Source organism: Rhodospirillales bacterium (assembly GCA_020638175.1).
Classification (GTDB): domain Bacteria; phylum Pseudomonadota; class Alphaproteobacteria; order Micavibrionales; family Micavibrionaceae; genus JACKJA01.
In genome coordinates this window covers 354,847-376,855 of the sequence record JACKJA010000002.1, presented here as the reverse complement: position 1 = coordinate 376,855, position 22,009 = coordinate 354,847, and the positions used below count along the sequence as shown (strand labels likewise).

The 22,009-nt window shown below is 51.9% G+C and carries 23 protein-coding genes and 1 tRNA gene; 10 read left to right on the top strand and 14 right to left on the bottom strand.

Annotated features, from left to right (window positions below):
- Positions 1–13: 13 nt before the first annotated feature.
- On the bottom strand, positions 14–559 hold the full coding sequence (locus H6868_01825) for a DUF3576 domain-containing protein (GenBank protein ID MCB9988053.1): 546 nt from the start codon (positions 557–559) through the stop codon (positions 14–16).
- Positions 560–878: 319 nt separating this feature from the next.
- On the opposite strand from H6868_01825, the gene H6868_01820 reads away from it, so the two are divergent.
- Together H6868_01820 and H6868_01815 are read left to right on the top strand one after the other, a co-directional pair.
- Complete coding sequence (locus H6868_01820) at positions 879–2,066, top strand: porin (GenBank protein ID MCB9988052.1); 1,188 nt, start codon at positions 879–881, stop codon at positions 2,064–2,066.
- Positions 2,067–2,156: 90 nt separating this feature from the next.
- Positions 2,157–2,819, top strand: a complete 663-nt coding sequence (locus H6868_01815) for a YggS family pyridoxal phosphate-dependent enzyme (GenBank protein ID MCB9988051.1) — start codon at positions 2,157–2,159, stop codon at positions 2,817–2,819.
- Here H6868_01815 and H6868_01810 read toward each other — a convergent pair.
- Positions 2,770–3,600, bottom strand: a complete 831-nt coding sequence (locus H6868_01810) for a hypothetical protein (protein ID MCB9988050.1) — start codon at positions 3,598–3,600, stop codon at positions 2,770–2,772. The two genes, H6868_01815 and H6868_01810, sit on opposite strands and share 50 nt — an antisense overlap.
- Positions 3,601–3,830: 230 nt before the next feature.
- Here H6868_01810 and H6868_01805 point away from each other — a divergent pair, with 230 nt between their 5' ends.
- Positions 3,831–4,466 (top strand): winged helix-turn-helix domain-containing protein, encoded by a 636-nt coding sequence (locus tag H6868_01805; protein ID MCB9988049.1) that lies wholly within the window; start codon positions 3,831–3,833, stop codon positions 4,464–4,466.
- A gap of 8 nt (positions 4,467–4,474) precedes the next feature.
- Here H6868_01805 and H6868_01800 read toward each other — a convergent pair whose 3' ends face one another.
- Both H6868_01800 and H6868_01795 read right to left on the bottom strand, forming a co-directional pair.
- On the bottom strand, positions 4,475–5,032 hold the full coding sequence (locus tag H6868_01800) for a hypothetical protein (protein MCB9988048.1): 558 nt from the start codon (positions 5,030–5,032) through the stop codon (positions 4,475–4,477).
- Positions 5,033–5,063: 31 nt separating this feature from the next.
- Positions 5,064–5,786: a hypothetical protein gene (locus H6868_01795; protein MCB9988047.1), complete on the bottom strand. Its 723-nt coding sequence runs from the start codon at positions 5,784–5,786 to the stop codon at positions 5,064–5,066.
- Between the two features lie 133 nt (positions 5,787–5,919).
- Here H6868_01795 and H6868_01790 point away from each other — a divergent pair, with 133 nt between their 5' ends.
- Positions 5,920–7,602, top strand: coding sequence for a mucoidy inhibitor MuiA family protein (locus H6868_01790; protein MCB9988046.1), 1,683 nt, complete (start codon positions 5,920–5,922; stop codon positions 7,600–7,602).
- A gap of 4 nt (positions 7,603–7,606) precedes the next feature.
- Here the strand turns inward: H6868_01790 and H6868_01785 are convergent, their stop codons facing one another.
- Positions 7,607–8,362, bottom strand: a complete 756-nt coding sequence (locus tag H6868_01785; protein MCB9988045.1) for an anaerobic ribonucleoside-triphosphate reductase activating protein — start codon at positions 8,360–8,362, stop codon at positions 7,607–7,609.
- Between the two features lie 3 nt (positions 8,363–8,365).
- Positions 8,366–10,369 carry a ribonucleoside triphosphate reductase gene (locus tag H6868_01780; GenBank protein MCB9988044.1) on the bottom strand — a complete coding sequence of 668 codons (2,004 nt, stop codon included), beginning with the start codon at positions 10,367–10,369 and terminating at the stop codon, positions 8,366–8,368.
- 332 nt (positions 10,370–10,701) lie between these two features.
- On the opposite strand from H6868_01780, the gene H6868_01775 reads away from it, so the two are divergent.
- Positions 10,702–11,322, top strand: coding sequence for a hypothetical protein (locus H6868_01775; GenBank protein ID MCB9988043.1), 621 nt, complete (start codon positions 10,702–10,704; stop codon positions 11,320–11,322).
- Between the two features lie 75 nt (positions 11,323–11,397).
- Here H6868_01775 and H6868_01770 read toward each other — a convergent pair.
- A tRNA-Ser gene (locus H6868_01770) sits at positions 11,398–11,485 on the bottom strand.
- A gap of 168 nt (positions 11,486–11,653) precedes the next feature.
- Between H6868_01770 and H6868_01765 the strand changes: the two genes are divergently transcribed.
- From H6868_01765 to H6868_01755, 3 genes are read left to right on the top strand one after another with little or no spacing between them, the layout of a single operon-like run.
- Positions 11,654–12,067: a hypothetical protein gene (locus tag H6868_01765; GenBank protein ID MCB9988042.1), complete on the top strand. Its 414-nt coding sequence runs from the start codon at positions 11,654–11,656 to the stop codon at positions 12,065–12,067.
- Positions 12,068–12,080: 13 nt separating this feature from the next.
- Complete coding sequence (locus H6868_01760; protein ID MCB9988041.1) at positions 12,081–13,313, top strand: glycosyltransferase family 4 protein; 1,233 nt, start codon at positions 12,081–12,083, stop codon at positions 13,311–13,313.
- Entirely contained in the window at positions 13,310–14,242 is a 933-nt protein-coding gene (locus H6868_01755; GenBank protein MCB9988040.1) for a glycosyltransferase family 9 protein, read from the top strand. Before H6868_01760 ends, H6868_01755 begins: the two co-directional genes overlap by 4 nt.
- 3 nt (positions 14,243–14,245) lie before the next feature.
- Here the strand turns inward: H6868_01755 and H6868_01750 are convergent, their stop codons facing one another.
- Positions 14,246–14,560: a winged helix-turn-helix transcriptional regulator gene (locus H6868_01750; protein ID MCB9988039.1), complete on the bottom strand. Its 315-nt coding sequence runs from the start codon at positions 14,558–14,560 to the stop codon at positions 14,246–14,248.
- A gap of 131 nt (positions 14,561–14,691) precedes the next feature.
- Entirely contained in the window at positions 14,692–15,474 is a 783-nt protein-coding gene (locus H6868_01745; GenBank protein MCB9988038.1) for an SDR family NAD(P)-dependent oxidoreductase, read from the bottom strand.
- Positions 15,475–15,539: 65 nt separating this feature from the next.
- On the opposite strand from H6868_01745, the gene gmk reads away from it, so the two are divergent.
- Complete coding sequence (gmk, locus tag H6868_01740) at positions 15,540–16,178, top strand: guanylate kinase (GenBank protein MCB9988037.1); 639 nt, start codon at positions 15,540–15,542, stop codon at positions 16,176–16,178.
- Here gmk and H6868_01735 read toward each other — a convergent pair.
- The 4 genes from H6868_01735 to H6868_01720 all read right to left on the bottom strand — a co-directional run bounded on the left by H6868_01735 (position 16,150) and on the right by H6868_01720 (position 19,621).
- Positions 16,150–17,271, bottom strand: coding sequence for a hypothetical protein (locus tag H6868_01735; protein ID MCB9988036.1), 1,122 nt, complete (start codon positions 17,269–17,271; stop codon positions 16,150–16,152). The genes gmk and H6868_01735 overlap by 29 nt on opposite strands.
- A gap of 98 nt (positions 17,272–17,369) precedes the next feature.
- Positions 17,370–18,317: a hypothetical protein gene (locus tag H6868_01730; protein MCB9988035.1), complete on the bottom strand. Its 948-nt coding sequence runs from the start codon at positions 18,315–18,317 to the stop codon at positions 17,370–17,372.
- 77 nt (positions 18,318–18,394) lie between these two features.
- Complete coding sequence (gene serB / locus H6868_01725) at positions 18,395–19,285, bottom strand: phosphoserine phosphatase SerB (protein ID MCB9988034.1); 891 nt, start codon at positions 19,283–19,285, stop codon at positions 18,395–18,397.
- A 63-nt stretch (positions 19,286–19,348) separates the two neighbouring features.
- On the bottom strand, positions 19,349–19,621 hold the full coding sequence (locus H6868_01720) for a hypothetical protein (protein MCB9988033.1): 273 nt from the start codon (positions 19,619–19,621) through the stop codon (positions 19,349–19,351).
- A gap of 171 nt (positions 19,622–19,792) precedes the next feature.
- On the opposite strand from H6868_01720, the gene H6868_01715 reads away from it, so the two are divergent.
- Complete coding sequence (locus H6868_01715) at positions 19,793–20,965, top strand: phosphoserine transaminase (GenBank protein MCB9988032.1); 1,173 nt, start codon at positions 19,793–19,795, stop codon at positions 20,963–20,965.
- 5 nt (positions 20,966–20,970) lie between these two features.
- On the opposite strand, the gene H6868_01710 is transcribed toward H6868_01715, so the two are convergent.
- The gene (locus H6868_01710; protein ID MCB9988031.1) at positions 20,971–21,954 is read right to left on the bottom strand and encodes a hypothetical protein; all 984 of its coding nucleotides are present in this window, start codon (positions 21,952–21,954) and stop codon (positions 20,971–20,973) included.
- Positions 21,955–22,009 lie beyond the last annotated feature (55 nt).

The window sequence follows — 22,009 nt, the reverse complement described above, 5'->3', positions numbered from 1 at the left end:
CCTTTCCGGTGGTTTATTTATTCATCTGGGCAACGCGCATCTGGCGGGCACGGGTCAGGATGGCGTCTTCCAGCTTCCGGGCGGTGTCATCGGACGAAGCCGCATCGCGCCATTCACTGCCGCGGCGGGTTTGGCGGAAGACTTTTACCTGTACGCCATCGGCCCGTAGCTGACGGTCAAGGATAAAGACATTCAGTTTGAAGCGTTCATCGGGGTTTTCCGGCGGGGAATACCAGTCGGTCAGGATCACGCCGCCAAACGGGTCGGCGCTGGCCAGCGGCATAAAGGATACAGTGTCCAGAGAGGCCCGCCACAGGAAACTGTTTACACCAATACCGGATGAGCCCCCTTTGTCTTCCTTGTCTTCGCCGCCCAAAAACCGCAACCCGTTTGGGCCGAATATGCTTTCCGGCTCGGCATAGATATCTTCCGTGCCGCCCCGGTCGGCGCCGGTCGGGTATTTCGACTCGGTTTTGACCTTGTCGCTGCCGCAGGCAGCCAGCGGCAAAATGATAGCGGTCAACAAAATCAAGATTTTCAAGTTTTTCACGGCAGACATGGGATGGTATCCTGTAATACATTATTAGTATGAACCGGTTTTCTTCCTAGCATGAGTGATCTTGTGGCTCAAGCGAAGATCGCTGTTGCCGGGTTTTTCCCTGTGCAGGAATTGATTAAGGGTTCTTTTCCGATGTGACATTTTTGCAACGATAAAAAAAGTAATGTGACATTTTTGTCGAAACCGTTCTTGACCCTGATTCATAAAAGCGCATAATCGGGACCGTCATTGTTTAACGGCAATGATTCTGTTTTGGTTCAGTTCGAACCATGTTCAACTTATTTGTCTATTCTATGTTGTGTATTGGAGGAAAAAGACAATGAAAAAACTACTTATCGGTACCGCCGCTGTTGCTATGGGCCTTGGCTTTGCTGCACCGGCATCTGCTGAAGACGGCGTTAAGCTGGAACTCGGCGGCCATTCAAAAATGTACTTGTTTTACCAAAACCAAGACGAAATGACAGGTGCGACGGCAGAAGCACGCAGCATTGACGCTGTTCGTGAATCTGAAATCCACTTCAACGGCGAAACGACGCTGGACAACGGCCTGACGGTCGGTGCTCACTTCGAGTTGGAAGCTGACGGTAACCACATGGCTGCTGCTGCTAACAACGAAGGCACGTTCGAAGAATCTTACCTGTACTTCTCCGGTTCTTGGGGTCGCATCAACTTTGGTGCGGAAGATGGCGCTGCTTACCTGTTGCAGGTTGCTGCTCCTTCTGCCGACAGCAACTACGACGGCATTCGTCAGTACGTTTCTCCGTTTAACTACGGCGCAACGCTGCAAAACATGCCGGCTGGTACAGCTCACCTGACGCCAGGTGCTGGTACAGCTACGACGACAGCTGTTGACACCATTTTTGACTACGCTCAAGACCTGTCCGGTTACAAAGAAAAGCTGACCTACTTGACGCCGGTTATGAACGGCTTCCAAGCTGGTCTGTCTTACACACCGGAAATGGGTGCTGACAACGGTTACAACGGTGCATTCGGTACGAACATCGACGACCAAACCAACGATCTGGGTTCTGCATACGAAGCAGCTATCCGTTACGAAGGTATGTTCCAAAATGTTGGCGTTGCTCTGGGCGGTGGTTACACCCTCGTTGACCTGGAAGAAACGACAGCTGGTTCCGGTCATGATGACAACGAAGCTTGGAACGTAGGTCTGGACCTGGACTTCGGCCCGATTGGTGTTGGTGCGGTTTACACGATCGACAACCAAGCTCGTGACGATGACAGCGACAAAGAAACCTGGGTTATCGGTGCCGACTACACGACTGGCCCGTTCAAACTGGGTGCATCTTACCTGAGCCGTAACGAAGAGCTGGGTACGGGCGCTGGTGAATACGAAACCGACCGTTACACCGGCGGTGTTGTTTACACCTACGGTCCGGGCATGACCTTCCGTGGTTCCATCTCCTACATCGAACACGATGTACCGGCAGCCAACGGTCAAGACATGGACGGTACGGCCGTTATGTTGGGTACGCAAATCGACTTCTAATCGAAGCGATTTAGCTCTAAGAATTTGAAGGGAGGCGCTGTTTTCAGCGCCTCTTTTTTTGTGTTCGGCTTTTGTGGTAAGTTCCCTGTCATGACTATTTCTGAAAATATAGCGGTTATTCACGGCCGGATTGCAAAAGCGGCCAAGGTTATGGGGCGCGATCCTGCAACCGTTCATCTGGTTGCAGTCAGTAAGCGCCAGCCGCCGGAGGCCATAAAGGATGCGCTGGCCGCCGGTCATCGCTGCTTTGGCGAAAACCGGGTGCAGGAAGCGCAGGAACACTGGTCGGTGCTGAGAGATGAATATCCCGATTTACACTTGCATTTGATCGGCCCGCTGCAAACCAACAAGGCTGCGGATGCCGTGGCGCTGTTTGATGTGATCGAAACGCTGGACCGGGAAAAGCTGGCGGATGTTCTGGCGGCAGAAATGCAAAAACAAGGGCGGGCTTTGCCTTGCTTTATTCAAGTTAATACCGGGGCTGAACCCCAGAAAACCGGTGTTTTGCCGGAAAACCTGCCGGATTTGCTGTCTTATGCGCAGGGCAAGGGCTTGAATATAACGGGGTTGATGTGTATTCCCCCGGCGGATGAACCATCCGCGCTGCATTTTGCGTTTTTGAAAAAACTGGCGGACCGGCATGATTTAACAGCGCTGAGCATGGGGATGAGCGCTGATTTCGACAAAGCTGTGGCATGCGGCGCTACTTATGTGCGAGTGGGAACGGCTTTGTTTGGGGAGAGAGTGCTATAGGCCGGTCTTCCTGGCGCAAAGGTATCGGCGACAAGGTGACCTGGGTAATTGGCTCTCTTGCCATGACCGGTATGCCGGTGGTATCGGCCTGTGCCATTTTTTTCCGTACGATTGTTCCCGCGGTTCGGCCGTCGGCAGCGGGTACGCGTTCATAATCGCCGGATTTATCGTTGTTGTCTGCCGGGGCAAAGCCCAGTGCCGTCGTTGTTAATCCGGGATCGGGATTGTCCAGTTGCGCCAGCGCCCGTTCAAGGTCCTGTTCCACCGGATCGGCTTTGTTTTTATAAGAAGGGGTATCCCCGTCACGGATCATTGCGAGCATGTTGCCCGATATATCCTTGCCGGTTTCCTGTTCGATAATAACGTTGGCGATACCGCTGGCGGCGCCGATAAAACCGCCATAAACGGTGCTGCCGATGATCTGAGATGCCGGGGCGATCTCATCCCCTGTCAGCGCCCGGTAAATATTGCCGATAAGCGGTATATGCTGGAGCGGGTTGATGATATCGACCAGATCACCAAATCCGAAATCGCGCGGCTCTGCGGCCTTGTTTTCCGCTTGTTGGTCGGCATAGGCCAAGGCGTCGGAAAAGCTTTCGTGTTTTCCGGCGGCAGCCAGATTATCTGTTATATCGTTGCGGACCGAAGACCCGTATTCCCAAACGGGCACCGATCCGGCCATGCGGTCACTCGACCCCATATGGAATCGTTTGCGCGGCGCTGGCACGGCAGACCCTTGTTCCGCCGCCGGCACTCCTGTCTGGATCAAACTTTCAATCATTCAAAACCTCGAAGAATGCGCTGCAAGCGCCGTGCCAGAGGACGATCCTTTAAAATCAGTCGGTTAGCTTCTTTTTTATGAAAGTTTTCCGGAATTATTTGCCGCCGGGTTTTCCTTTTGTTCCGCGTGTAGGCTTGCTACACTAAACAAGCTACAAGGCAGGGGAGGCGTTTGTGGATAGAGACAAAGATAAAATATTAGCGATCATAACAGATCCGCTACTAAAGCGGATGCTGGAGCAGGTTTTAATTCGCTGGCCGGATAAGGAACTGCTGTTTTTCGAGAGCGCCGGGGATGCTCTGGCAAAAATTCATGAAATTCATGCGCATCTGAAAAACAGGCTTGTTTTGCTCTATGGTCAGGCGATGGATATGAGTGTTGCCGAACTCTATGAGCGTTTGCAGGATGAAGCCATTCAAACGCCCTTTGTTGTTCTGGCCGGCGAAGATCACAATATCCCGGATATGTCCTTGAATCGTCATGATGTCTTTTACCGGCCCTTTCGTATGGGGGCTTTACTGGACAGGCTGGCCAAGCATTTACGCGAGAATAAAACGGTAATTGCCGATGAGGTCGTCTTTGGTTCCTGTATTCTGTATCCGGTCGAGAGCAAAATTGTTTGTGGCAAAGAACGCAGAACTATTCGTTTAACCGAGAAGGAACGCGACATGCTGCTTCGCCTTTACCAGCAAAAAGGAGCCGTTGTCAGTCGTCAGGAATTGCTTGATGATGTCTGGGGGTATGCGGCGGGACTGGAAACTCATACGCTGGAAACCCACATCTATCGTTTGCGCCAGAAAATAGAAGACGATCCGGCGAATCCCATGCTTCTGGTTACGGAAGAGCCGGGGTATCGGTTAATGTAAACCCGTGATTACACCGCCTGCTTGGCCAGTGTAACGGCGTCGATCAGACTTTGTATGAAACTGTTGCCGGGTTTCAGGGATAGCTGCAGGTTTGTGTGTCCGGGAAGGTCGTATAACTCACTTATCAGGCGGCGGATCATGTCGATGTCCTCTTGCGTCAGTTTATTTGCCGTTTCATCAGAGGAGCGCGCGCTATGGTGACTGGGGAGGACAGGCGGCTCCCCTTTAGTTTCCGCTGAATGCTGATAGGCCTTTGCGGCGGTGGCGGCCTGAGGGGAAACGGGTTTTTGTGTCGGGAGCGGTTCAGTTTCTCTATTTTCTGAAGATTCGGGGCTGGTTTCCGGCTTTTGGCGCGGGGCGATCAGATCTTCCAGAAAGGTTCTTAGGGCGCTGACCGAGACTTCGGCGCTGTCTTCCCACAGCGAGTTATCGGTTTCATCTTTCCGGTCACGGTCGTTTTTACGGCCTTGTTGCCGGGGATCGTCACGGCGAATGTGCAACCCGGTATCCGTTGTTTCGGTTTGCCGGATGTGTGTTTTGAAGATCGGGTCCAGATGTGAATACATGAGCGTTTACACTCCTTCCCATTCGGGTAGTTTACCAGAAAACAGAGTCTTTTTCGTCTTTTTTGTTTTCTTTCGGTAACCGTTCCCAAAGGAGGGCGCCGGTTTGTTCATCCCGTAAGCGCAGCGCTTTAATATCCGCCATCATCAACCATGCGTCGACGCCCTCGATTTGCAGAGGGGCCGATCGATCAGCGCTGATCGGCTGGAGGACAAGATCGATCATGTTGTTGAAAGACAGATTATGGGGGCCGGCATAAGCGGTGAGACGTCCGCGTTCTTCGGTGCTAAGCGGGGCATGAAAAAAGTAATCAGGCTCATTCAAAATAACCGCGATCCATATTTGCCCGATTTCAAAAACCAGATACGGTCCCTGGGCATCGGTTAATTCGAGCCGGATTTTTGTTGTCTGGTCCGGGCCGGGCTCCAGAGTGACAAGAGCGTTGACGGGGATAGATATCTCTTTTTGTTCAGTGCTGTAGCTAACATACCCCATCTCCAGCCGTTCTTTTTCTTTGACCATGATTGTGCCTTTTTGGCTGGGGCGTGCCTCAATATAGGCCGGTTGTTTGGCAATCCAGAATTCAAATCGCGGGTGCCATTTTGCCAGAGAATGATAGGCAAAACCGATTGTTTCGGGGATGGTGTATCTGTACTGGAAGGTGGTATCGAAATTTTGGGCGCGGAGACCGGCGCTATGGCCAGACAGCACAAGGGATGCCAGCAAGAACAGGCAGAATATTCTGAGCATATTCATGTGTAGAGCCATCTTTCCCATATGTTTATTATGCCTTATTTTGCCGGTTCTGCCCAATTTATTTGATCCTGCGGCAAATCGTATTAAGATCAGATCTGCAGATTTAAGTATATTTTTCAGGGAGATTTTTGTGATGACGCGTGTGTTGTTGGCTTTTCTGGTGGTTTTCGGTTTACTCCCGGCTGTGGCAAAGGCCGCTGATGTCGTGGCGGACAGCAAGATACAGGCGGTTACCGTTTATACAAACCGGGCGACGGTGACACGCTGGGCGGTCGTTGATATTCCGGCGGGGGCACATAGCGTTGTTTTTCAGGATTTGCCAGCGATTTTACTGCCCGATTCCCTGCGAGCGGAGGGCAAAGCGGCGGCGACCGTTAAATTTGGCGCTGTGACGCACAAACGGGTGACGTCCAGTGAGCTGGCATCCGCAAAGGAAAGAGAGTTGAACGATCAACTGGAAGGGCTGCAAGATCAGGTTTATTTGATGGATGCGGAGCGGCAGGCGCTTCAGGTTCGCAAAACGTTTCTTGAAAACATTGGCAAACAAGCAACGCTGCGGACCAACGAGGATATCGCTGAGCTGGATTTGAAGCCCGATCAGTGGGCCGGGGCGGCGGCAACGATTCATCAGGGTATGTCCGAGATTTTAAAAGCCGAGGTGGAGCTGGGCATTAAAAAACGTGATCTGGACCGGAAAATTCAGAAAGTGCGCGAGGAGCTGAATCAGCTGCGGACTGGCCAGCGCAGCAGTTATGAGGTGTCGGTACCGCTGGAATCAGCGGCAGCAACACAGTTGATGATTTCTCTGAGCTATCAGGTGCCAAATGCCCGCTGGAAGCCGGTTTATGATGCGCGGCTGGATACGGGCGCTTCTAAGCTTGATCTTATCCAGTATGGCGCTGTCAGTCAGCGCACAGGCGAGGATTGGTCCGGCGTGGTTTTGACGCTTTCGACGGCGCAGCCGCAGCGCGGCGCCAGCCTGCCGGATCTAAATCCGTGGTGGGTTGACCTATGGAGCCCGGAAAACAGAGGGCGCCTGATGAAGAGCATGAGTATGGGCGGTACGGCGATGGCGGTGATGTCGGATAGTATGGACGGGGTAGCGATGGAAGAAAATATGGCGATGTCTTCCGCCGCGCCTGTGCCGATGAGAGAAGCAGAGTTTGCTGTCGCCGAGATCGAAACCGGCGGCTTTGTCAGTGAATATAAAATTCCGGGGCCGGCGGTGGTGCTGGCGGACGGCAGCGAAACAAAATTGATGGTCGGGGCGTTTGATACTGAAAGTGCCATAATGATTCACGTGAAACCACAGATGAGCACGGATGCTTTCCTGGTGGCGCAAACCAAATTGAAGGGAGAATCGCCGTTGTTGCCGGGGCCGGTCAGTCTGTTCCGTGACGGGGCATTCGTCGGGCAATCGGCTTTGCCTTTGCTGCGCCCGGCCGAGGAATATGCGCTATATTTCGGGGTGGACGATCAGGTATCTGTAACCCGGAAAGTGATGCTGGATGAGCGCAAGGATGCCGGGGTGATTTCCCGCGATAACACGCTGGAACGGCATTATGTGACAGCGATCCAGAACCTTCATAACCAGCCGGTTACCGTTGTTGTGGCTGAAACTGTGCCGACGCCGCGCAATGAGAAAATCGATGTAAAGCTGGTGAAGGACAACACGACCGCCGGATATGAAGAAGATGCCGACGATGTGAAAGGTTTGCTGCGCTGGGAAATGAAGCTGGCGCCCAAGGCTGAGAAAAAGGTGGTGCTCGGCTGGAAAGTGACTTGGCCGAAGGATCAAAACCTGTCAGGTCTGTAGGGTATCAGAAATTACGAAAAGCGCAGGCGAACGATGTGTTCGTCCGGATTTTGCTGCGGTCCAGCGGGCGCGGCTGTTCTTTCAGTTTTCCCAGAGTCGGGCGGTCGTTATCGGCCCTGAAATTCTGGATATGATAGGTACCGCGATATGCTTTTTGTTCCAGATCGGTAATGATGGCGTTAATGTCGCTTTCATCCATCAGGGCCGTATGGACCGTGGTGCGGATTTCGAACGGTACATTTTTTTGCGCACAAAGTAGTGCCAGTGTTTTTTCAAACGCAGCAAATTTATCCGTGCCCGTTACGTATTTAAATTTTTCCGGTGGGGCTTTGTAGTCAAGAGCCACATAATCCAACAGGTCATTTTCAAGGAAATCCGCTATGACATCCGGGCGCAGGCCGTTGGTGTCCAGCTTCACCGCATAGCCCATTTTTTTGACCATACGGATAAAACCAGGCAAATCGGGCCAGATCGATGCTTCGCCGCCCGATAGCACTACGCCGTCGAGCAATCCTTGCCGTTTGCGCAGGAATTGCATGACATCTTCGACCGTGCCGCGGCCCTTGCCCAGAACGATATCCGGGTTGTGGCAATACCGGCAGCGCATGTTGCAGCCCGAAAGCCAAACAATACAGGCGGTTTTATCCGGGAAATCCAGCATGGTAAAGGGGGTTACCGAATAGACGGGCAAGAGCTGGCTTCCCGCTCTTTCACAGGTTCCCGGCTCTTGCTTTACCTCTATTTGACAGGCGTTCGACATGGATCAATTTCCACTGAACAGGTTGCCGGTATCGACCCATTCTTCCTTGAAGAAACGGCGTTCGGCGTGTTCGCCTTTTTTGCCGATGTTAAAGGAATCGACCGGACGGAAATATCCCATCACCCGCGACCAGACTTTGGTTTTCGTATGGCAATGTGGGCATTCGGGCTGTTCGCCTTTCAGGTAACCGTGTTCATCGCAGACTGAGAACACGGGCGTGACGGTTATGTAAGGCATCTGGTAGTTCTCGATGACTTTTTTGACAAAGCGTTTACAGGCTTCCGGCGAAGAGAGCTGTTCGTTCATGTACAGGTGCAAAACCGTGCCGCCGGTATATTTGCATTGCAATTCGTTTTGCAGTTCCAGCGCCTCGAACGGATCATCGGTATGCCCGGCCGGAATTTGGCTAGAATTGGTGTAGTAAATCTGGTCGCCGCAGCCGGACTGGATGATATCGGGGAACCGCTTTTTATCTTCCTTGGCAAAGCGGTAGGTCGTGCCTTCTGCCGGGGTGGCCTCCAGATTATAGAGATTGCCACTTTCCTGCTGGTAGCCTTTCATTTTATCACGCATGTGATCGAGAATGCTCAGCGACATTTCGATGCCGCGTTCATCGGTGATATCATATTCATCGCCGGTGAAGTTGCGGATCATCTCGTTCATGCCGTTGACGCCGATCGTCGAGAAATGATTGCGCAGGAACGGCAGATAACGGGCCGTGTAAGGATAAAGGCCGCGGTCGTACATCCCTTGCGCGAAGCTGCGTTTTTTCTCCAGCGTTGAATAGGAAATGTCCATTAAGCGGTCCAGCTCTTCCATTAAACCGTCATGATTTCCCTTGTACTTGTACCCCAGCCTTGCCATGTTGATCGTGACAACCCCTAGGGATCCGGTCATTTCCGCCGAGCCGAACAGGCCGTTGCCGCGTTTTTGCAGTTCGCGTAAATCCAGTTGCAAACGGCAGCACATTGAGCGCACCGCGCCGGGTGAATATGCTTCCGGATTGGGAATGCGGTTACCGTCGGCGTCGCGTTTGTACTGGCTGCCGACGAAATTCTGGAAGTAAGACGAGCCCACCTTGGCGGTGTTGTCAAAAATGGCATTGGCCACTGGTGTGTCCCAGTTAAAATCTTCCGTTATATTCACGGTTGGGATCGGGAAGGTAAAAGGCTGGCCATTCGAATCGCCTTCGGTCATGACTTCATAGTAGGCAATGACGATCATTTCCATTTCCGGTACGAAATGGCGGTATGTCATGTCTTCCAGAGTCCGGATTCCCATGTCGCGCTGCTGCGCTTTTTTCAGGAGATCATTGTCATCAAGCTCTTTGAACAGATGAATATCCTCGGCGGTCGGGAAATTGTTTTGCAGATCTTCCGGCGGGGTGATGTCGAGCGTGATGTTGGTGAACGGTGATTGGCCCCAGCGCGCTGGGACGTTCAGGTTATAAACAAATTGGCGGATGGCTTTTTTGATATCTTCAAAGCCGAGCTGATCCCGGAACACATAGGGAGCCAAATAGGTATCGAAAGAGCTAAAAGCCTGCGCCCCCGCCCATTCGGATTGCAAAATTCCGAGAAAGTTAGCCATTTGTCCCAGTGCCTCGCGGAAATGACGCGGCGGTCGGGATGATACGCGGCCCGCGACCCCGTTGAATCCTTCGTTGAGCAAGGCCCGCAGGCTCCATCCGGCGCAATAGCCGGTCAGGCAATCCAGATCATGGATATGGACGTCACCTTCGCGGTGGGCGCGACCTTCTTCGGCGCTGTAGACTTCATCAAGCCAGAAATTGGCAATGATCTTGCCCGCGACATTGTTAATCAGCCCGGCGTTGGAATAGCCCGTGTTGGCGTTGGCATTAATCCGCCAGTCTTCCTTGGAAATATATTCGCTGACGGCCTCCGAGCAATCGACATCCGTGCCGCCAAAAAGAGTGGTGATGTTATCCGCGTCAAACGAATCGTTTTTCTTTGGGGTAGCGGGGGCAAGAATGGCGTCAAGAGGCATGAGGAATCTCCTTTTTTGAACGAAAGAGGTGAATAATTTCAATGTGATGTTTTCGCGAAGAGACACAAGATGATGTGCCATCAGGGAGAAAAATATACTAGATATCGTATCAATGAATTGATTTGGGTCAAGATAAAAATACAAAAAAATACCCCATGTTTCCTGATGGGCGGCTATCATGGGTTGGCGCCTTTTTTATTTAAAAGGTCGTATGTTTCCCATATTTCTGATCAGGCTGGATTTTTGAATAATCTCTCTGTTCTTGAAATATGGCGGTTTTGCCATATATGAGGTTATTTGGACGATGAACTTAACCGTGGAGGAGAGATATCATGTTGAAAATCCACCATATTTTATTAACTGCCGGTCTGGTTTCGATAGTGTTTCCCGCATATGCCAGCGAGCCATTGGTACAGATCAGCGGTGATGAGTTACAAAAGGAAGCAGAACAAATTCTGGAATCCGAACCGTCTGCCGAAAAGGTAACTGTGCGGGTGGAAGTTGAGCCGGTGGAACAGGCTTTGCCTCATTCGATCAATCTGGAAAAATTCGATAGCAATCAAGACGGGGTTTTCGAACGGGACGAGATCGGTGAGACGCTGTTTCGTCTTTTTGACCGGGATGGAAACAAGGTCATTGATAATATAGAGATGAAGCGCCCCCGCATCATGACGTTTACCCCGATGGAGCGTAAAACGATGGAGATTGTCGAGTATCGCACGGATGACAAGCCCGTTAAGGAAACGGTCAGCCGGCAGGAATTCTTGCAGCAATCAGGACTTAGCCGTTTCGACGAGGGTAAAGACGGGTTGTCACCCCTCGATTTTATTGGCAAATCATTTTATCAGGTCAATGTTCACAAAGACGGTGTGATTGATATGTATGAATGGAAGCGGGCTTACGCCGAAATGGTTCGTCCTATGCATATGGAAGCGTTTAATTATAACGATTAATGTCTGTAGCGTAGAAGACCAGATTACCGCGGTTTTCTATCCTTCTCAGGGAAACGCCGGGTGGGCGCCGGTAAATGGCGGAGAGGACAGGATTCGAACCTGCGAGGAGTTGCCCCCAACACGCTTTCCAGGCGTGCGCCTTAAACCGCTCGGCCACCTCTCCGTACAAAATAATGCCGCAACCTAGCGGGCGTTGGTGAAAAGTTCAAGTCTTAATTGTTTGACGGGATGTTTTGCTTTTGCCAATAAACCGGGATGTTGCTAGAATGGCCGCACGGGTTTCGCTTTGCGGAGCATTCAGTGGTTTTACGGGATAGACGGGAATTTAATTATGGCAGGCCTGATTTGTTTTTTACTGGCGTTACCGTTTCTGGCGGTTTTGGGGCATGATGTTTATATTGCCTATGGCCGGGCCGAAGAAGATTACATGATGATTCTGGAGACATTTCAGTGGAGCGATCTGGGCTGGCTTTGGGTGCAATATGCCCCCGATTCCTATGACTGGGTTAAGGCCTCGTTGAACCCGGCTGTTTGGGAAGGGGTCGTCGGGCCGCTTCTGGAGCAAACGGCGGCGCTGGTGTTTGCGGTTCCGGCGCTGGTGGTCTACGTTTACCTGATTGTGGCGAAACTGGTCGGTTTGTGGCCTTATAACGGCGACGCGGCTCTGGCCCGGAAAAGCAAGGGTAATTATGCCTTTGACCGGACGGACAAGCCCAAGGGCTCCTTTAAATATAAACGTCATTAACGGATCTCCGATAATGACTGACACGCAGCAGCAACACAGACCGGTGATTATGCAGGTTATTCCGGAGCTCGGTCCCGGCGGCGCCGAGCAAGGGTGCATTGATATTGCTGCGGCCTTGCATCAGGCCGGCGCTTTGCCGCTGGTGGTGTCGCACGGTGGCGCGCGGCTGCATGAGCTGGCCCGTGTCGGCGGCGTTCACATTGACTTGCCGGTTCATTCCAAAAATCCGCTTGTGATGGCGCGGAATATTTTTAGGCTAAAGAAAATCATTAAAAAATATAACGTTGATATTGTCCATGCCCGCAGCCGGGCACCGGCCTGGAGCTGTTATTATGCCTGTAAGAATACGCGGGCCGATTTCATGACGACATGTCATGCACCGTATAACATCAGCGGCGATACCAAGCGGCTGTATAACGAGATTATCGCCAAGGGCGAGCGGGTGATCGCGATATCGGGTTATGTGGCGGATTATCTGAAACGCCATTACCGGATCGATCCGGATCATATTCGCGTGGTTCACCGGGGGATTGCACTGGATAAGTTTCATCCGACAGCGGTCACGCCGGAGCGGATGATTACTTTGTCGCGGCAATGGCGGGTGCCGGATGGCGCCAGTATTGTGATGCTGCCGGGCCGGTTGACCCGGTGGAAAGGCCATCATGTGTTGATCGAAGCCATTGATATGCTAAATCGCAAGGATGTGTTTTGTGTCATTATCGGTTCTGACCAGGGGCGGACCGGTTATCGTCAGGAACTCGAAGAGGCTATTCAAGAACGTGGGCTGGGCGGTCAGGTGCGGATGATCGACCACTGTAACGACATGCCGGCGGCTTATATGCTGGCAACCATTGTGGTATCCGCGTCCACCGATCCGGAAGGCTTTGGCCGGGTGCCGGTCGAAGGGCAGGCGATGGGCCGTCCGGTTATCGCGACGGATCATGGCGGGGCGCAGGAAACGATTGTCCGCGGCGAAACGGGATGGCTGGTGCGGCCGGGGGATGCCCGTTCCCTGTCACAGGCAATTAACGAAGCTTTATCGCTGAACCCGACGCAGCGCGCTGTTCTTGCTACAAGGGCGATGGCCCATATCGCGCGCAATTTTACGCGAGAAAAAATGGCTGATGAGACGCTGAATGTATACGCGGAATTGCTGGAAAGAAAAATGAAAAACCGACCGGAGAGCTTGAAAAAGGACAGGGCCATGCAGGGGCCGTCTCTGGGTATGAAGGATGCAGCGGAATGAGCGATCAAAAAAAGATACTGGTTATTAAACTGGGGGCTCTGGGGGATTTCATCCAGGCTTTAGGGCCGATGGCGGCCATCCGCCGGCATCATCCCGATGCGCATATTACGTTATTGACGACCAAACCGTTCGTACAATTCGGCGAGGCGTGCGGTTATTTTGACGATGTGTGGGTGGATACCCGGCCCCGCTGGAATCAACCGCTTGACTGGGTTGGTTTAGGAAAAAAACTACGCGAAGGCGCATTTTCCCGTGTCTATGATTTGCAGAATAATGACCGGACGGCCTTGTACTTCCGGCTGTTTTTCAAAAATGAAGTTGAATGGGTCGGGGCAGCCAAGGGGGCGTCGCACCGCAATGATTCCCCTGAGCGGACGGCCGGAAAGTCATTTGCCGGGCATGTGCAGACGCTGGCGCTGGCCGGGATTGATACTGTTACGGTTGATGATTTGAGCTGGATTAAAACGGACGTTTCCGCACTGGGGCTTCAACCGCCTTACGTTCTTTTGGTTCCGGGTTGTGCGCCCCAGCACCCCTATAAACGCTGGCCGGCGAAAAACTATGCAGACTTGGCAAAGCGCCTGCTGTCACAAGGGCGTCAACCTGTTTTAATCGGGACGGATTCCGAGGCTGATGCTTTGTCCGCAATAGAAAAAGACGCGCCGGGAAGTTTGAATCTGGCCGGGAAAACCTCTTTGTTTGATATTGCCGTGCTGGCGCGTGGCGCGGATGCGGTGGTTGGCAATGATACGGGGCCGATCCATATCGCAGGTCCAACGGGCCGTCCCACGCTTGTTTTGTTTTCCGGGGCCAGCAATCCTGTTCGTCATGCGCCGCAAGGTGCGCATGTGGATGTTTTGCAGGAAGAAAATCTGGAAAACCTCCCAGTTGAAACCGTCGAAGCGACTTTGGGAAAAATACTGGCGTAGTCCCTACTCTTTTGGAGAGGTGGGATTTGGCCCATATATACTGCACAGGCTTTTCAGGAGACTTTCAACGGCGGAATCCTTGATGGAGTAGTAAATTGTCTGGGCATTTCTGCGGGTGCTGACAAGCCCGTCATGACGCAGGCGGGCAAGATGCTGCGACAGGGCTGATTGACTCAGCTCGACGATTTCTTCCAGTTCGCCGACGCTTTTCTCTCCCTTATGGAGAGCGCAGACAATCATCAGCCTTTTTTCATTAGACAAAGATTTCAGGAGACTTGCGGCCGCCTGAACGTTACTTTCAACTTTTTTGACATCCATGTCGGCCATCTGTCTCTCCTTTGCTTATGCTGGGAGTATTGTTATTATTTTATTATATAATTGATCTATAAATTATAACATAAGCAAGCATATCTTATCAATTCGAAACTGAAAGGCAACATAAATGACAACTATTTGTTGCAAGAAGGTTTTTCCGGCATTTTTGTCTGTAAAAGTAATGCCCATGACGGTGGTAACATACCTAGAAACCCGACGAAGATATACATGGGCAAAGGAAAAGCGATCCGGGTTTTATTACGGCGCAAATTTTTCGCGATAATCCGGGCGGCTTTATCTGCCTTCATAATGAAGGGCATCGGAAAGGGATTTACATCGGTTAAAGGCGTTTTGATGAATCCGGGGCAGATAACATTAATTTTTATGCCTTTTTTTGCGACAGCGCCGCGCAGCCCTTCCCCGTATAGCCTTATCACCCCTTTGGAGGCGCTATAGGCGACAGCGCCCGGCCAGCCGGAAAAACCGGCCAGAGAACTCATCAGGGCGATCTGGCCCCGGCCTCGGCCGATCATCCGCGGAAGGATCGGATCGACTGTGTTCAGGATGCCGGTGAAATTGACATCCATGATGTGGCGCACCTGTTCGGGGTTTTCTGCCGTGTGTGTGCCGCCCGATCCAGCTGAAATTCCGGCGTTGGCGATGACCAGATCCAGCGGCGCGGCCTGATCCGCCGCCTCAATCCATTGTGCGACGGCTTTACGGTCTGTGATGTCAACAAGAGCTATGTGCGTATCGGCGCCTTTGTTCCGGCATTTTTTTGCGATGGTTTCCAGACGCATCTGGTCGCGTCCCCCCAAGAACAGCACGGTATCCGGCGCAGCATAATGCGCGGCCAAAGCGGCCCCGATACCACTGGACGCCCCGGTAATCAGTATGGATTGAGGATGATTGTTCATGATCTTACAATGAACCATGGACTTGCACGGTGCAATTGTTAAAATGGGACAAACGGGGAGGATTTATGTCGCAATTTGATCTGCAGCGCCGGGGTTTGATGTTTGTTTTGTCGTCGCCGTCAGGCGCCGGAAAGACAACGCTGACGCGGGCGCTTCTTAAGCAGAACGCAGATTTGCAGGTCTCTATTTCGGCGACGACACGGGACCGGCGTCCCGGTGAGGTTAACGGCCAAGATTACCATTTCGTGGATGAACCGTCCTTTCAAAAAATGGTCGATAATGGCGAGATGCTGGAATACGCCAATGTTTTCAAGCATCATTACGGAACGCCGCGCGCCCCGGTCGAAGCAGCGCTTCAGGCCGGAAAAGATGTGATCTTTGATATCGACTGGCAGGGTACCCAGCAGCTAAAGGAAATTGCCCGTGAGGATCTGGTGACCGTTTTTATCCTGCCGCCTTCGGGCAAGGAGCTTGAACGTCGGTTGCGGGCGCGGGCGCGAGATACCGAAGAAAGCATCCGATACCGCCTGTCCAAGGCATCGGACGAGATCAGCCATTATATAGAATACGATTATGTTCTGATTAACCGGGATATCGACGAAACGCTGGCGCGCGTCCAGATGATTCTGGATGCAGAGCGCCTGAAACGGCCGCGCGTGGTGGGGCTGTCCGGGTTTATCCGGGATTTAAAGAGCGAGCTTTAGGCTTGTTTTTTGCTTTCCATTCCTCATAGGCGGGCGCGGTCATAAAGGCTATGGGGCTACAATCTTTGTCTATTTCGATTATGATCGTTTTCTTTTCATTCCAGTCTATTTTACTCAACAGAAGCATATTCCTGAACTCAGGAATATTTGCTTTTGAATCTTCCTGTGTTTCACGGCGCAGTTTGTCGTATCTCATAAATGCCCCTACGACGTGGCCTTGATAGACGGCGGTCATAGTTTTACCCTCTTCCAGATCTTTCATGTCCTGATTATTGAAGCCCCTTCTGTCAACATTGCTCAGTTCCAGAGGTTTTCCGACAAAATCCATTTCCGGGTAAGGGTTGTCGGCTTTCCTTTTTGTTCTGGTGGCGGCGCCGGCTGCTGCGGTGTCAAAACCAGTTTGGGCCGTCAGTGTTGATTTCTTTTTTTTCTTTCTTGCAGATGGGCCGGATGTCTGGAGTACTGTTTTCTTGGCTTTTTCCGCGCCCTTTTTCGCGTCGATGACCTTGGCGTAAGCCCCCTGTTCTTCTTCGGTGACCGGTGTAAGGGCATATTCGTCTGATTGCGATTCCTGTTGCAGAATCCCGCGCTCTTCCAGTGTCTTCATCACATGTGCAGACAGAAATACCAGCGCCGTTTTTCTAAATCCGTTTTGGGTGAGTCCCAATGATTTCGCATTATCGGGCTGGAGGTCGCTCAAACGGTTATGAATGAAATGACCGTGCTGCGTTTCGCCCAGATCACCAAAATCGCCCAGAAGGCGCTGGGCAGCGTGTAGCATGAATATTTGCGGGACAAAAGCGCCTATAAGGTTTTGGTCTCTATCTTTTACGAGCAGGATTTTATTTCGATTTTTCTCTGTTTCGATCTTTTGCAGGAGCGCGTTTATCTTTCCGTCTCGCCGTGCCGACTCAATCTGGCGCTTTTTACTATCTTCGTTTGTCAGTCCTTTTTCCCAAGGGAGCGGTGGTTCAAGGTCTGCGGTATTTAGAATTTCTATGTGCAATTTGTCATGGGGATAGGGGGTGATTTTTTCGATAAAAGAATCACTGAATTCGTCGTAGAATAAGTGTGAACTGTCGGTTTTGCCCATGAAATATCATCCGGTTTATTTTCTTTTTTCTGTCCGGGGTGTTCTACACGGCTTTTAACATTTATGTCAAATTTATTCTGGAAATATGTAGCGAAACACTAATACCGGGGCTTTGGTGACGGGCCAAGGCGCCGGGCAATATCGTTCAGCTTTTCAAGAATATCGGGATCAGTAACGATGCGGGGTGGTTTGCGCCCCGGCGCGGCAAATCTGTTAAAGACCCCAATACCGCCATTATCCCGAATTTCCTGTAGCCGCTCGGTCATTAGCTGGACGATATTCTTTTTCGGCTGCTCCGTCGTTCCGGGCGGATCAATTCCCAGCTCTTTTTCAATGATTTCCGAAGCGGTAACAAGAAAGTGGTCGGCGATAATATGGGCGCCCTGATGATCCAGTCCCTCTATATCCAGCGGGACAGGTGTTCGTTCGGCGATTGACTGGTTTATCAGGGCTTTGACCTGTGTATCCCGGCGTTTGGCTTTTCCGTTTCCGGTTGTCGCCGTGGAAAATTCATGGCGCGGCTTTGCCACTGGTGTGGCGGCGGGCCTGTCGTTCGCGCTTTTCAGCGGCCGTGGATGTTTTAACTTTGTCCATTTTACGCTTCGTGTGGCCTCACTTTTTGCGTAGGGATTGGTTAAGGGGTTGAGGTCTTCCGTCGTCCGGATCAGCGGGTAGTGTTTTTTGAATTTATCAAAAAGCCGTACGGGGATGATGCGTACACCCCTTTCCGCGCAATGGAACCCGTGGCCTTTTTGTAGCGCCGGAATGATGTTTTGCAGGAATCGTGCGGGATCTTGAATATCCTCAACTTCGCAGGGCTGTAGCACGGGATAAGGCGCGGCCGGTTGTCCTTCCGGTATGACGGCTCCCAGAAGAACGGTCTTTTCTTCTTTGTCTTGTTGCAGGGGCGAGTAGAGATAAATCATGCCTTGCCGGTTTTTAACCAGATGGCATATACCTGCGGCGTGTTTTACAAACGCCCCGATACTCTTCCCGTAATCCCGGGCTTTATTATCGGCGATAAAGGTCTTGATTGTCTTTCCCATCTCTGTCCCTGCTGTGTTTGACAACCTTTATATGAAAACAAGCGTAAATCAGCTTTTGGGGAGCGTCAACGGTTACTTTATCCGGTTTTTAGTCCCTGGGCGTAAAGGGCGGCGGTCAGGTCGCCATGGATGATGCATCCGGGTAAGGATTGTGAAACCAGCGGTTTGGGGCGGTATCCTATTCCCAGGCCTGCATGTTCCAGCATTGGCAAATCATTTGCTCCGTCGCCTATCGCGAGGGTATCGGCCCGATCAATCCCGAGCTCTTCCGTGTAGTGTTGCAGGAAATTCAGTTTGGCGTTTTTATCAAGGATCGGCGGCGTGACTGTTCCCGCTAATTTACCGTCTGTAATATCCAGTATATTGCCGTGATGGTGATGAAAACCGCATTTTTCAGCAATCGCCCCGGTGAAGAACGTAAAACCGCCGGAAACCAGAACACAGGTTGCCCCGGCCTTTGTCATGGTACTTACCAGTTTTTGGGCGCCGGGGTTCAGTTTTGTTTCCGACAAAACCGTTTCCAGTAAGGAGTTCGGCTGACCCTTTAAAAGGCCGATGCGCTCATCCAGCGCTTCCTTGAAATCCAGTTCGCCGCGCATGGCGCGGGCGGTGATGGCGGCGATTTTCTCGCCAATCCCGGCTTGGGCCGCGACTTCGTCAAGGGTTTCGCCTGCGACGATGGTGGCGTCCATATCACAGATCAGCAGTTTTTTGGCGCCGCGCCTGCGGTCGGCGGCGGCGGTGATAAACAGGTCGATTTTATCGGTGGCCAGCGCGTCGCGCAGGGCGGCAATCTGATCCGTGCCCGGTTTGTTGGACAGCAGGATATCGGCGGCTTTGTGCTGTTCTTGCCAGACGGGATCGCCGCGCAGCCCCAGACCTTGCGAATCGCAATAGCGCCCTATTCCCGCCAGATGGCCTGCGGATAAAGGTTTTTTAGAGGCAACCAAGGTTAAAATGAAACTCATGGATACAAGTGTAAAGGCGCCCGGTGAAGGGCGCCAGTGGAAAATGCCTGTTTTCAAAAAATGCTAAACGTCGAACGTATCGAGTTTTGCTGTGGGCGGTGTGTAGGTTGCTCCGTTCGCTGAATCTTGCCCGGCGATGGCAACTTGCCCGATCGCTGCTTTTTGGAAAGCGTCGACATTCGGCGAAACCGCAGCGGCTTCGATTTTTATGGCGTTGTTTCCGGAAATGGCGTGCGGGCCGTCTCTCAGATCATGAATCCGGTTCTGATCGTCCAGCATGGCGGCGATGCCGGGCTGGCCGTTTGTTTTTGACCCTAATTGGAATGTCCGTCCCATTTGTGTAAATCCCATTCAACTGTTTGTTAGCCTCAAAAATACCAAAATTCCCTTAACAGCCGGTTAACGTGACTTTTGATTATTCTGATCCTGTTTTCTGTCTCTTGTGTTTCCAGCTTTTCGGCGGTAAAAAGCCTGTAGTCGTTCGTATCTAACAAAGGAATTTTATTCATGACCGCGATGCCGTCCGTTAAGCCGCAAAACCCCTGTTTTTCTTCCGGTCCGTGCGCCAAACGGCCGGGGTGGTCCCTTGCCGGGCTAGAGGCTCTGACCGGGCGGTCGCACCGGGCCGGGCCATGCAAAAAACAGCTCGAAGCCGTGATTGAAAAGCACCGAGCCATTCTGGGGATTCCGGCGGATTACAAGATCGGGATTGTTCCGGCATCCGATACGGGCGCTTTTGAAATGGCGCTGTGGTCGATGCTGGGGCCGCGCGGTGTTGACGTGTTTGCGTGGGAGAGTTTTTCATCCGGCTGGATGGCTGATATCACCAAGCATCTGAAGTTGGAAAATGTGAACACGTACGAAGCCGCGTACGGCGATTTGCCAGATTTGTCGGCGGCTAATCCGGCAAATGACACAGTGTTTGTCTGGAACGGGACGACCAGCGGCGTGCGCGTGCCAAATGGCGATTTCATCAGCGCTGATCGCGCGGGTTTGACGTTCTGCGATGCGACATCGGCGGTGTTTGCCTATGACATGCCATGGGACAAGCTGGATGTGACGACGTGGAGCTGGCAAAAAGTTCTGGGCGGCGAAGGGGCGCACGGAATGCTGGTGCTTTCACCGCGCGCTGTTGAGCGTCTGGAAAGCTTTACGCCGTCTGCTCGTCCCTTGCCGAAAATCTTCCGCCTGACCAAGAAGGGCAAGCTGATTGACGGTATTTTCAAGGGTGAGACGATCAATACGCCGTCGATGATTGCGGTCGCGGATTGTCTGGATGCCTTGAACTGGGTTGAAAGTGTCGGCGGGCTGAAAGGCGTTATGGCGCGGTCGCAGGCAAACTACGATGCGCTTGCGGCATGGGCCGGGAAGACAGGATGGGTTGATTTTCTGGCCGTCGATCCGGCCAGTCGTTCGACAACTTCGATCTGTCTGAAGATCGTCGATCCGTGGTTTGCGGGTTTATCCGCTGACGATCAAACGGCTTTTATCGGCGCGATGGCCAAAGCGCTCGACAAGGAAGGCGCAGCCTATGATATCAAAGGATACCGCGACGCTCCGCCGGGCCTGCGGATCTGGGGTGGTGCGACCATCGAATCGTCGGATATGGCAGCGTTGACTCTCTGGCTTGACTGGGCATTTGAAGCGGCAAAAGCCGGTCAGCAAAAAACGGCCGCTTAGAGACGTTATCTGTCCCAGTTCCGTTTTGGTTGGAAAGGAACGACCGGGCAACGGGGTTTTTGATCTCCGGTATCGAATGTCTCGTTGTCTATCATTGATCTCTGGATGGCATGGAAATCAATGGTTAGTTTATTCTCATCGCTGTATGGTATGGCGTAGGAGAAATTTCCGAAGCCCACTTGTAGCTCGGGTTCTTGTGTCCTTGGGTTTTCTGATTGAGAAAACCACCGCTCCGTGCAATCAGGGTCACTGAAAAGAAGATGAGTTTTGTTTCCCATCAAAAATTTAAGCTGCGGAAATGTCTCGGGGATATTAATTTGTTTTTTTAGCGGGATTTTGAACAGTCCGGTTTTTGTGTTTGCCAGCGTTACATACTGTGTTTCTTTATTGATGATCGCGCCGTTTACGTGGGACCGCGAAATTAACTGGGGACCGGTATCGGGCGTTGCACCAAATGTTTCCAGGATATCAAGAAATCCCGGTTGTCCCGGCGTTCCTGTTACCTCGTGGGAGAGGTAGTCGATGTAATCGTCTCGATCCTGTGCTGTTTCAAACGGAATCGTGATGTTTTCAGATAGTGGATTATTGAGCATGCCTGAAAGTCTCAGGTTATCGCCGTCTGTCATCAAATAAACGATCTCGTCCCAGTTGACGAAAGTTTTGCTGTGAGCGCTTTCTGTACTAATCCGTTCAAATCTATCGGCGCTTTGTTGCGTTGATTGCAGTAAGAGACTGGTTTGATTACGCGCTTCTTTGATATCTGTGAAGAAAAATGTCCGCACCTCTCCTGACTCATTAATGACACGGATGGCTGAGTTGACTGGTTGATCTTCAAAGACCGATTCTACCTCCTTTATGCTATCGGCATAAATTTTTTCCTGACACCATTCCGGCAGGGTGTCATCCCGCCATTCAACAAGCTGGATGGCGATTGCAGGCGGCGGCGTTCCTGTGCTTTCGGTAAAATTGATTTTTATGTTGCCAGACAACAGGCGTTTCCTTTTTATCCAATAGATATTATTTTCATATTGCTCTTATCGGTAT

Excerpts from the sequence above, each read along its gene's own strand:
- H6868_01825 (MCB9988053.1), bottom strand. The coding sequence starts at position 559 with ATGTCTGCCGTGAAAAACTTGAAAATCTTGATTTTGTTGACCGCTATC.
- H6868_01820 (MCB9988052.1), top strand. The coding sequence starts at position 879 with ATGAAAAAACTACTTATCGGTACCGCCGCTGTTGCTATGGGCCTTGGC.
- H6868_01815 (MCB9988051.1), top strand. The coding sequence starts at position 2,157 with ATGACTATTTCTGAAAATATAGCGGTTATTCACGGCCGGATTGCAAAA.
- H6868_01810 (MCB9988050.1), bottom strand. The coding sequence starts at position 3,600 with ATGATTGAAAGTTTGATCCAGACAGGAGTGCCGGCGGCGGAACAAGGG.
- H6868_01805 (MCB9988049.1), top strand. The coding sequence starts at position 3,831 with ATGCTGGAGCAGGTTTTAATTCGCTGGCCGGATAAGGAACTGCTGTTT.
- H6868_01800 (MCB9988048.1), bottom strand. The coding sequence starts at position 5,032 with ATGTATTCACATCTGGACCCGATCTTCAAAACACACATCCGGCAAACC.
- H6868_01795 (MCB9988047.1), bottom strand. The coding sequence starts at position 5,786 with ATGAATATGCTCAGAATATTCTGCCTGTTCTTGCTGGCATCCCTTGTG.
- H6868_01790 (MCB9988046.1), top strand. The coding sequence starts at position 5,920 with ATGACGCGTGTGTTGTTGGCTTTTCTGGTGGTTTTCGGTTTACTCCCG.
- H6868_01785 (MCB9988045.1), bottom strand. The coding sequence starts at position 8,362 with ATGTCGAACGCCTGTCAAATAGAGGTAAAGCAAGAGCCGGGAACCTGT.
- H6868_01780 (MCB9988044.1), bottom strand. The coding sequence starts at position 10,369 with ATGCCTCTTGACGCCATTCTTGCCCCCGCTACCCCAAAGAAAAACGAT.
- H6868_01775 (MCB9988043.1), top strand. The coding sequence starts at position 10,702 with ATGTTGAAAATCCACCATATTTTATTAACTGCCGGTCTGGTTTCGATA.
- H6868_01765 (MCB9988042.1), top strand. The coding sequence starts at position 11,654 with ATGGCAGGCCTGATTTGTTTTTTACTGGCGTTACCGTTTCTGGCGGTT.
- H6868_01760 (MCB9988041.1), top strand. The coding sequence starts at position 12,081 with ATGACTGACACGCAGCAGCAACACAGACCGGTGATTATGCAGGTTATT.
- H6868_01755 (MCB9988040.1), top strand. The coding sequence starts at position 13,310 with ATGAGCGATCAAAAAAAGATACTGGTTATTAAACTGGGGGCTCTGGGG.
- H6868_01750 (MCB9988039.1), bottom strand. The coding sequence starts at position 14,560 with ATGGATGTCAAAAAAGTTGAAAGTAACGTTCAGGCGGCCGCAAGTCTC.
- H6868_01745 (MCB9988038.1), bottom strand. The coding sequence starts at position 15,474 with ATGAACAATCATCCTCAATCCATACTGATTACCGGGGCGTCCAGTGGT.
- gmk (MCB9988037.1), top strand. The coding sequence starts at position 15,540 with ATGTCGCAATTTGATCTGCAGCGCCGGGGTTTGATGTTTGTTTTGTCG.
- H6868_01735 (MCB9988036.1), bottom strand. The coding sequence starts at position 17,271 with ATGGGCAAAACCGACAGTTCACACTTATTCTACGACGAATTCAGTGAT.
- H6868_01730 (MCB9988035.1), bottom strand. The coding sequence starts at position 18,317 with ATGGGAAAGACAATCAAGACCTTTATCGCCGATAATAAAGCCCGGGAT.
- serB (MCB9988034.1), bottom strand. The coding sequence starts at position 19,285 with ATGAGTTTCATTTTAACCTTGGTTGCCTCTAAAAAACCTTTATCCGCA.
- H6868_01720 (MCB9988033.1), bottom strand. The coding sequence starts at position 19,621 with ATGGGACGGACATTCCAATTAGGGTCAAAAACAAACGGCCAGCCCGGC.
- H6868_01715 (MCB9988032.1), top strand. The coding sequence starts at position 19,793 with ATGACCGCGATGCCGTCCGTTAAGCCGCAAAACCCCTGTTTTTCTTCC.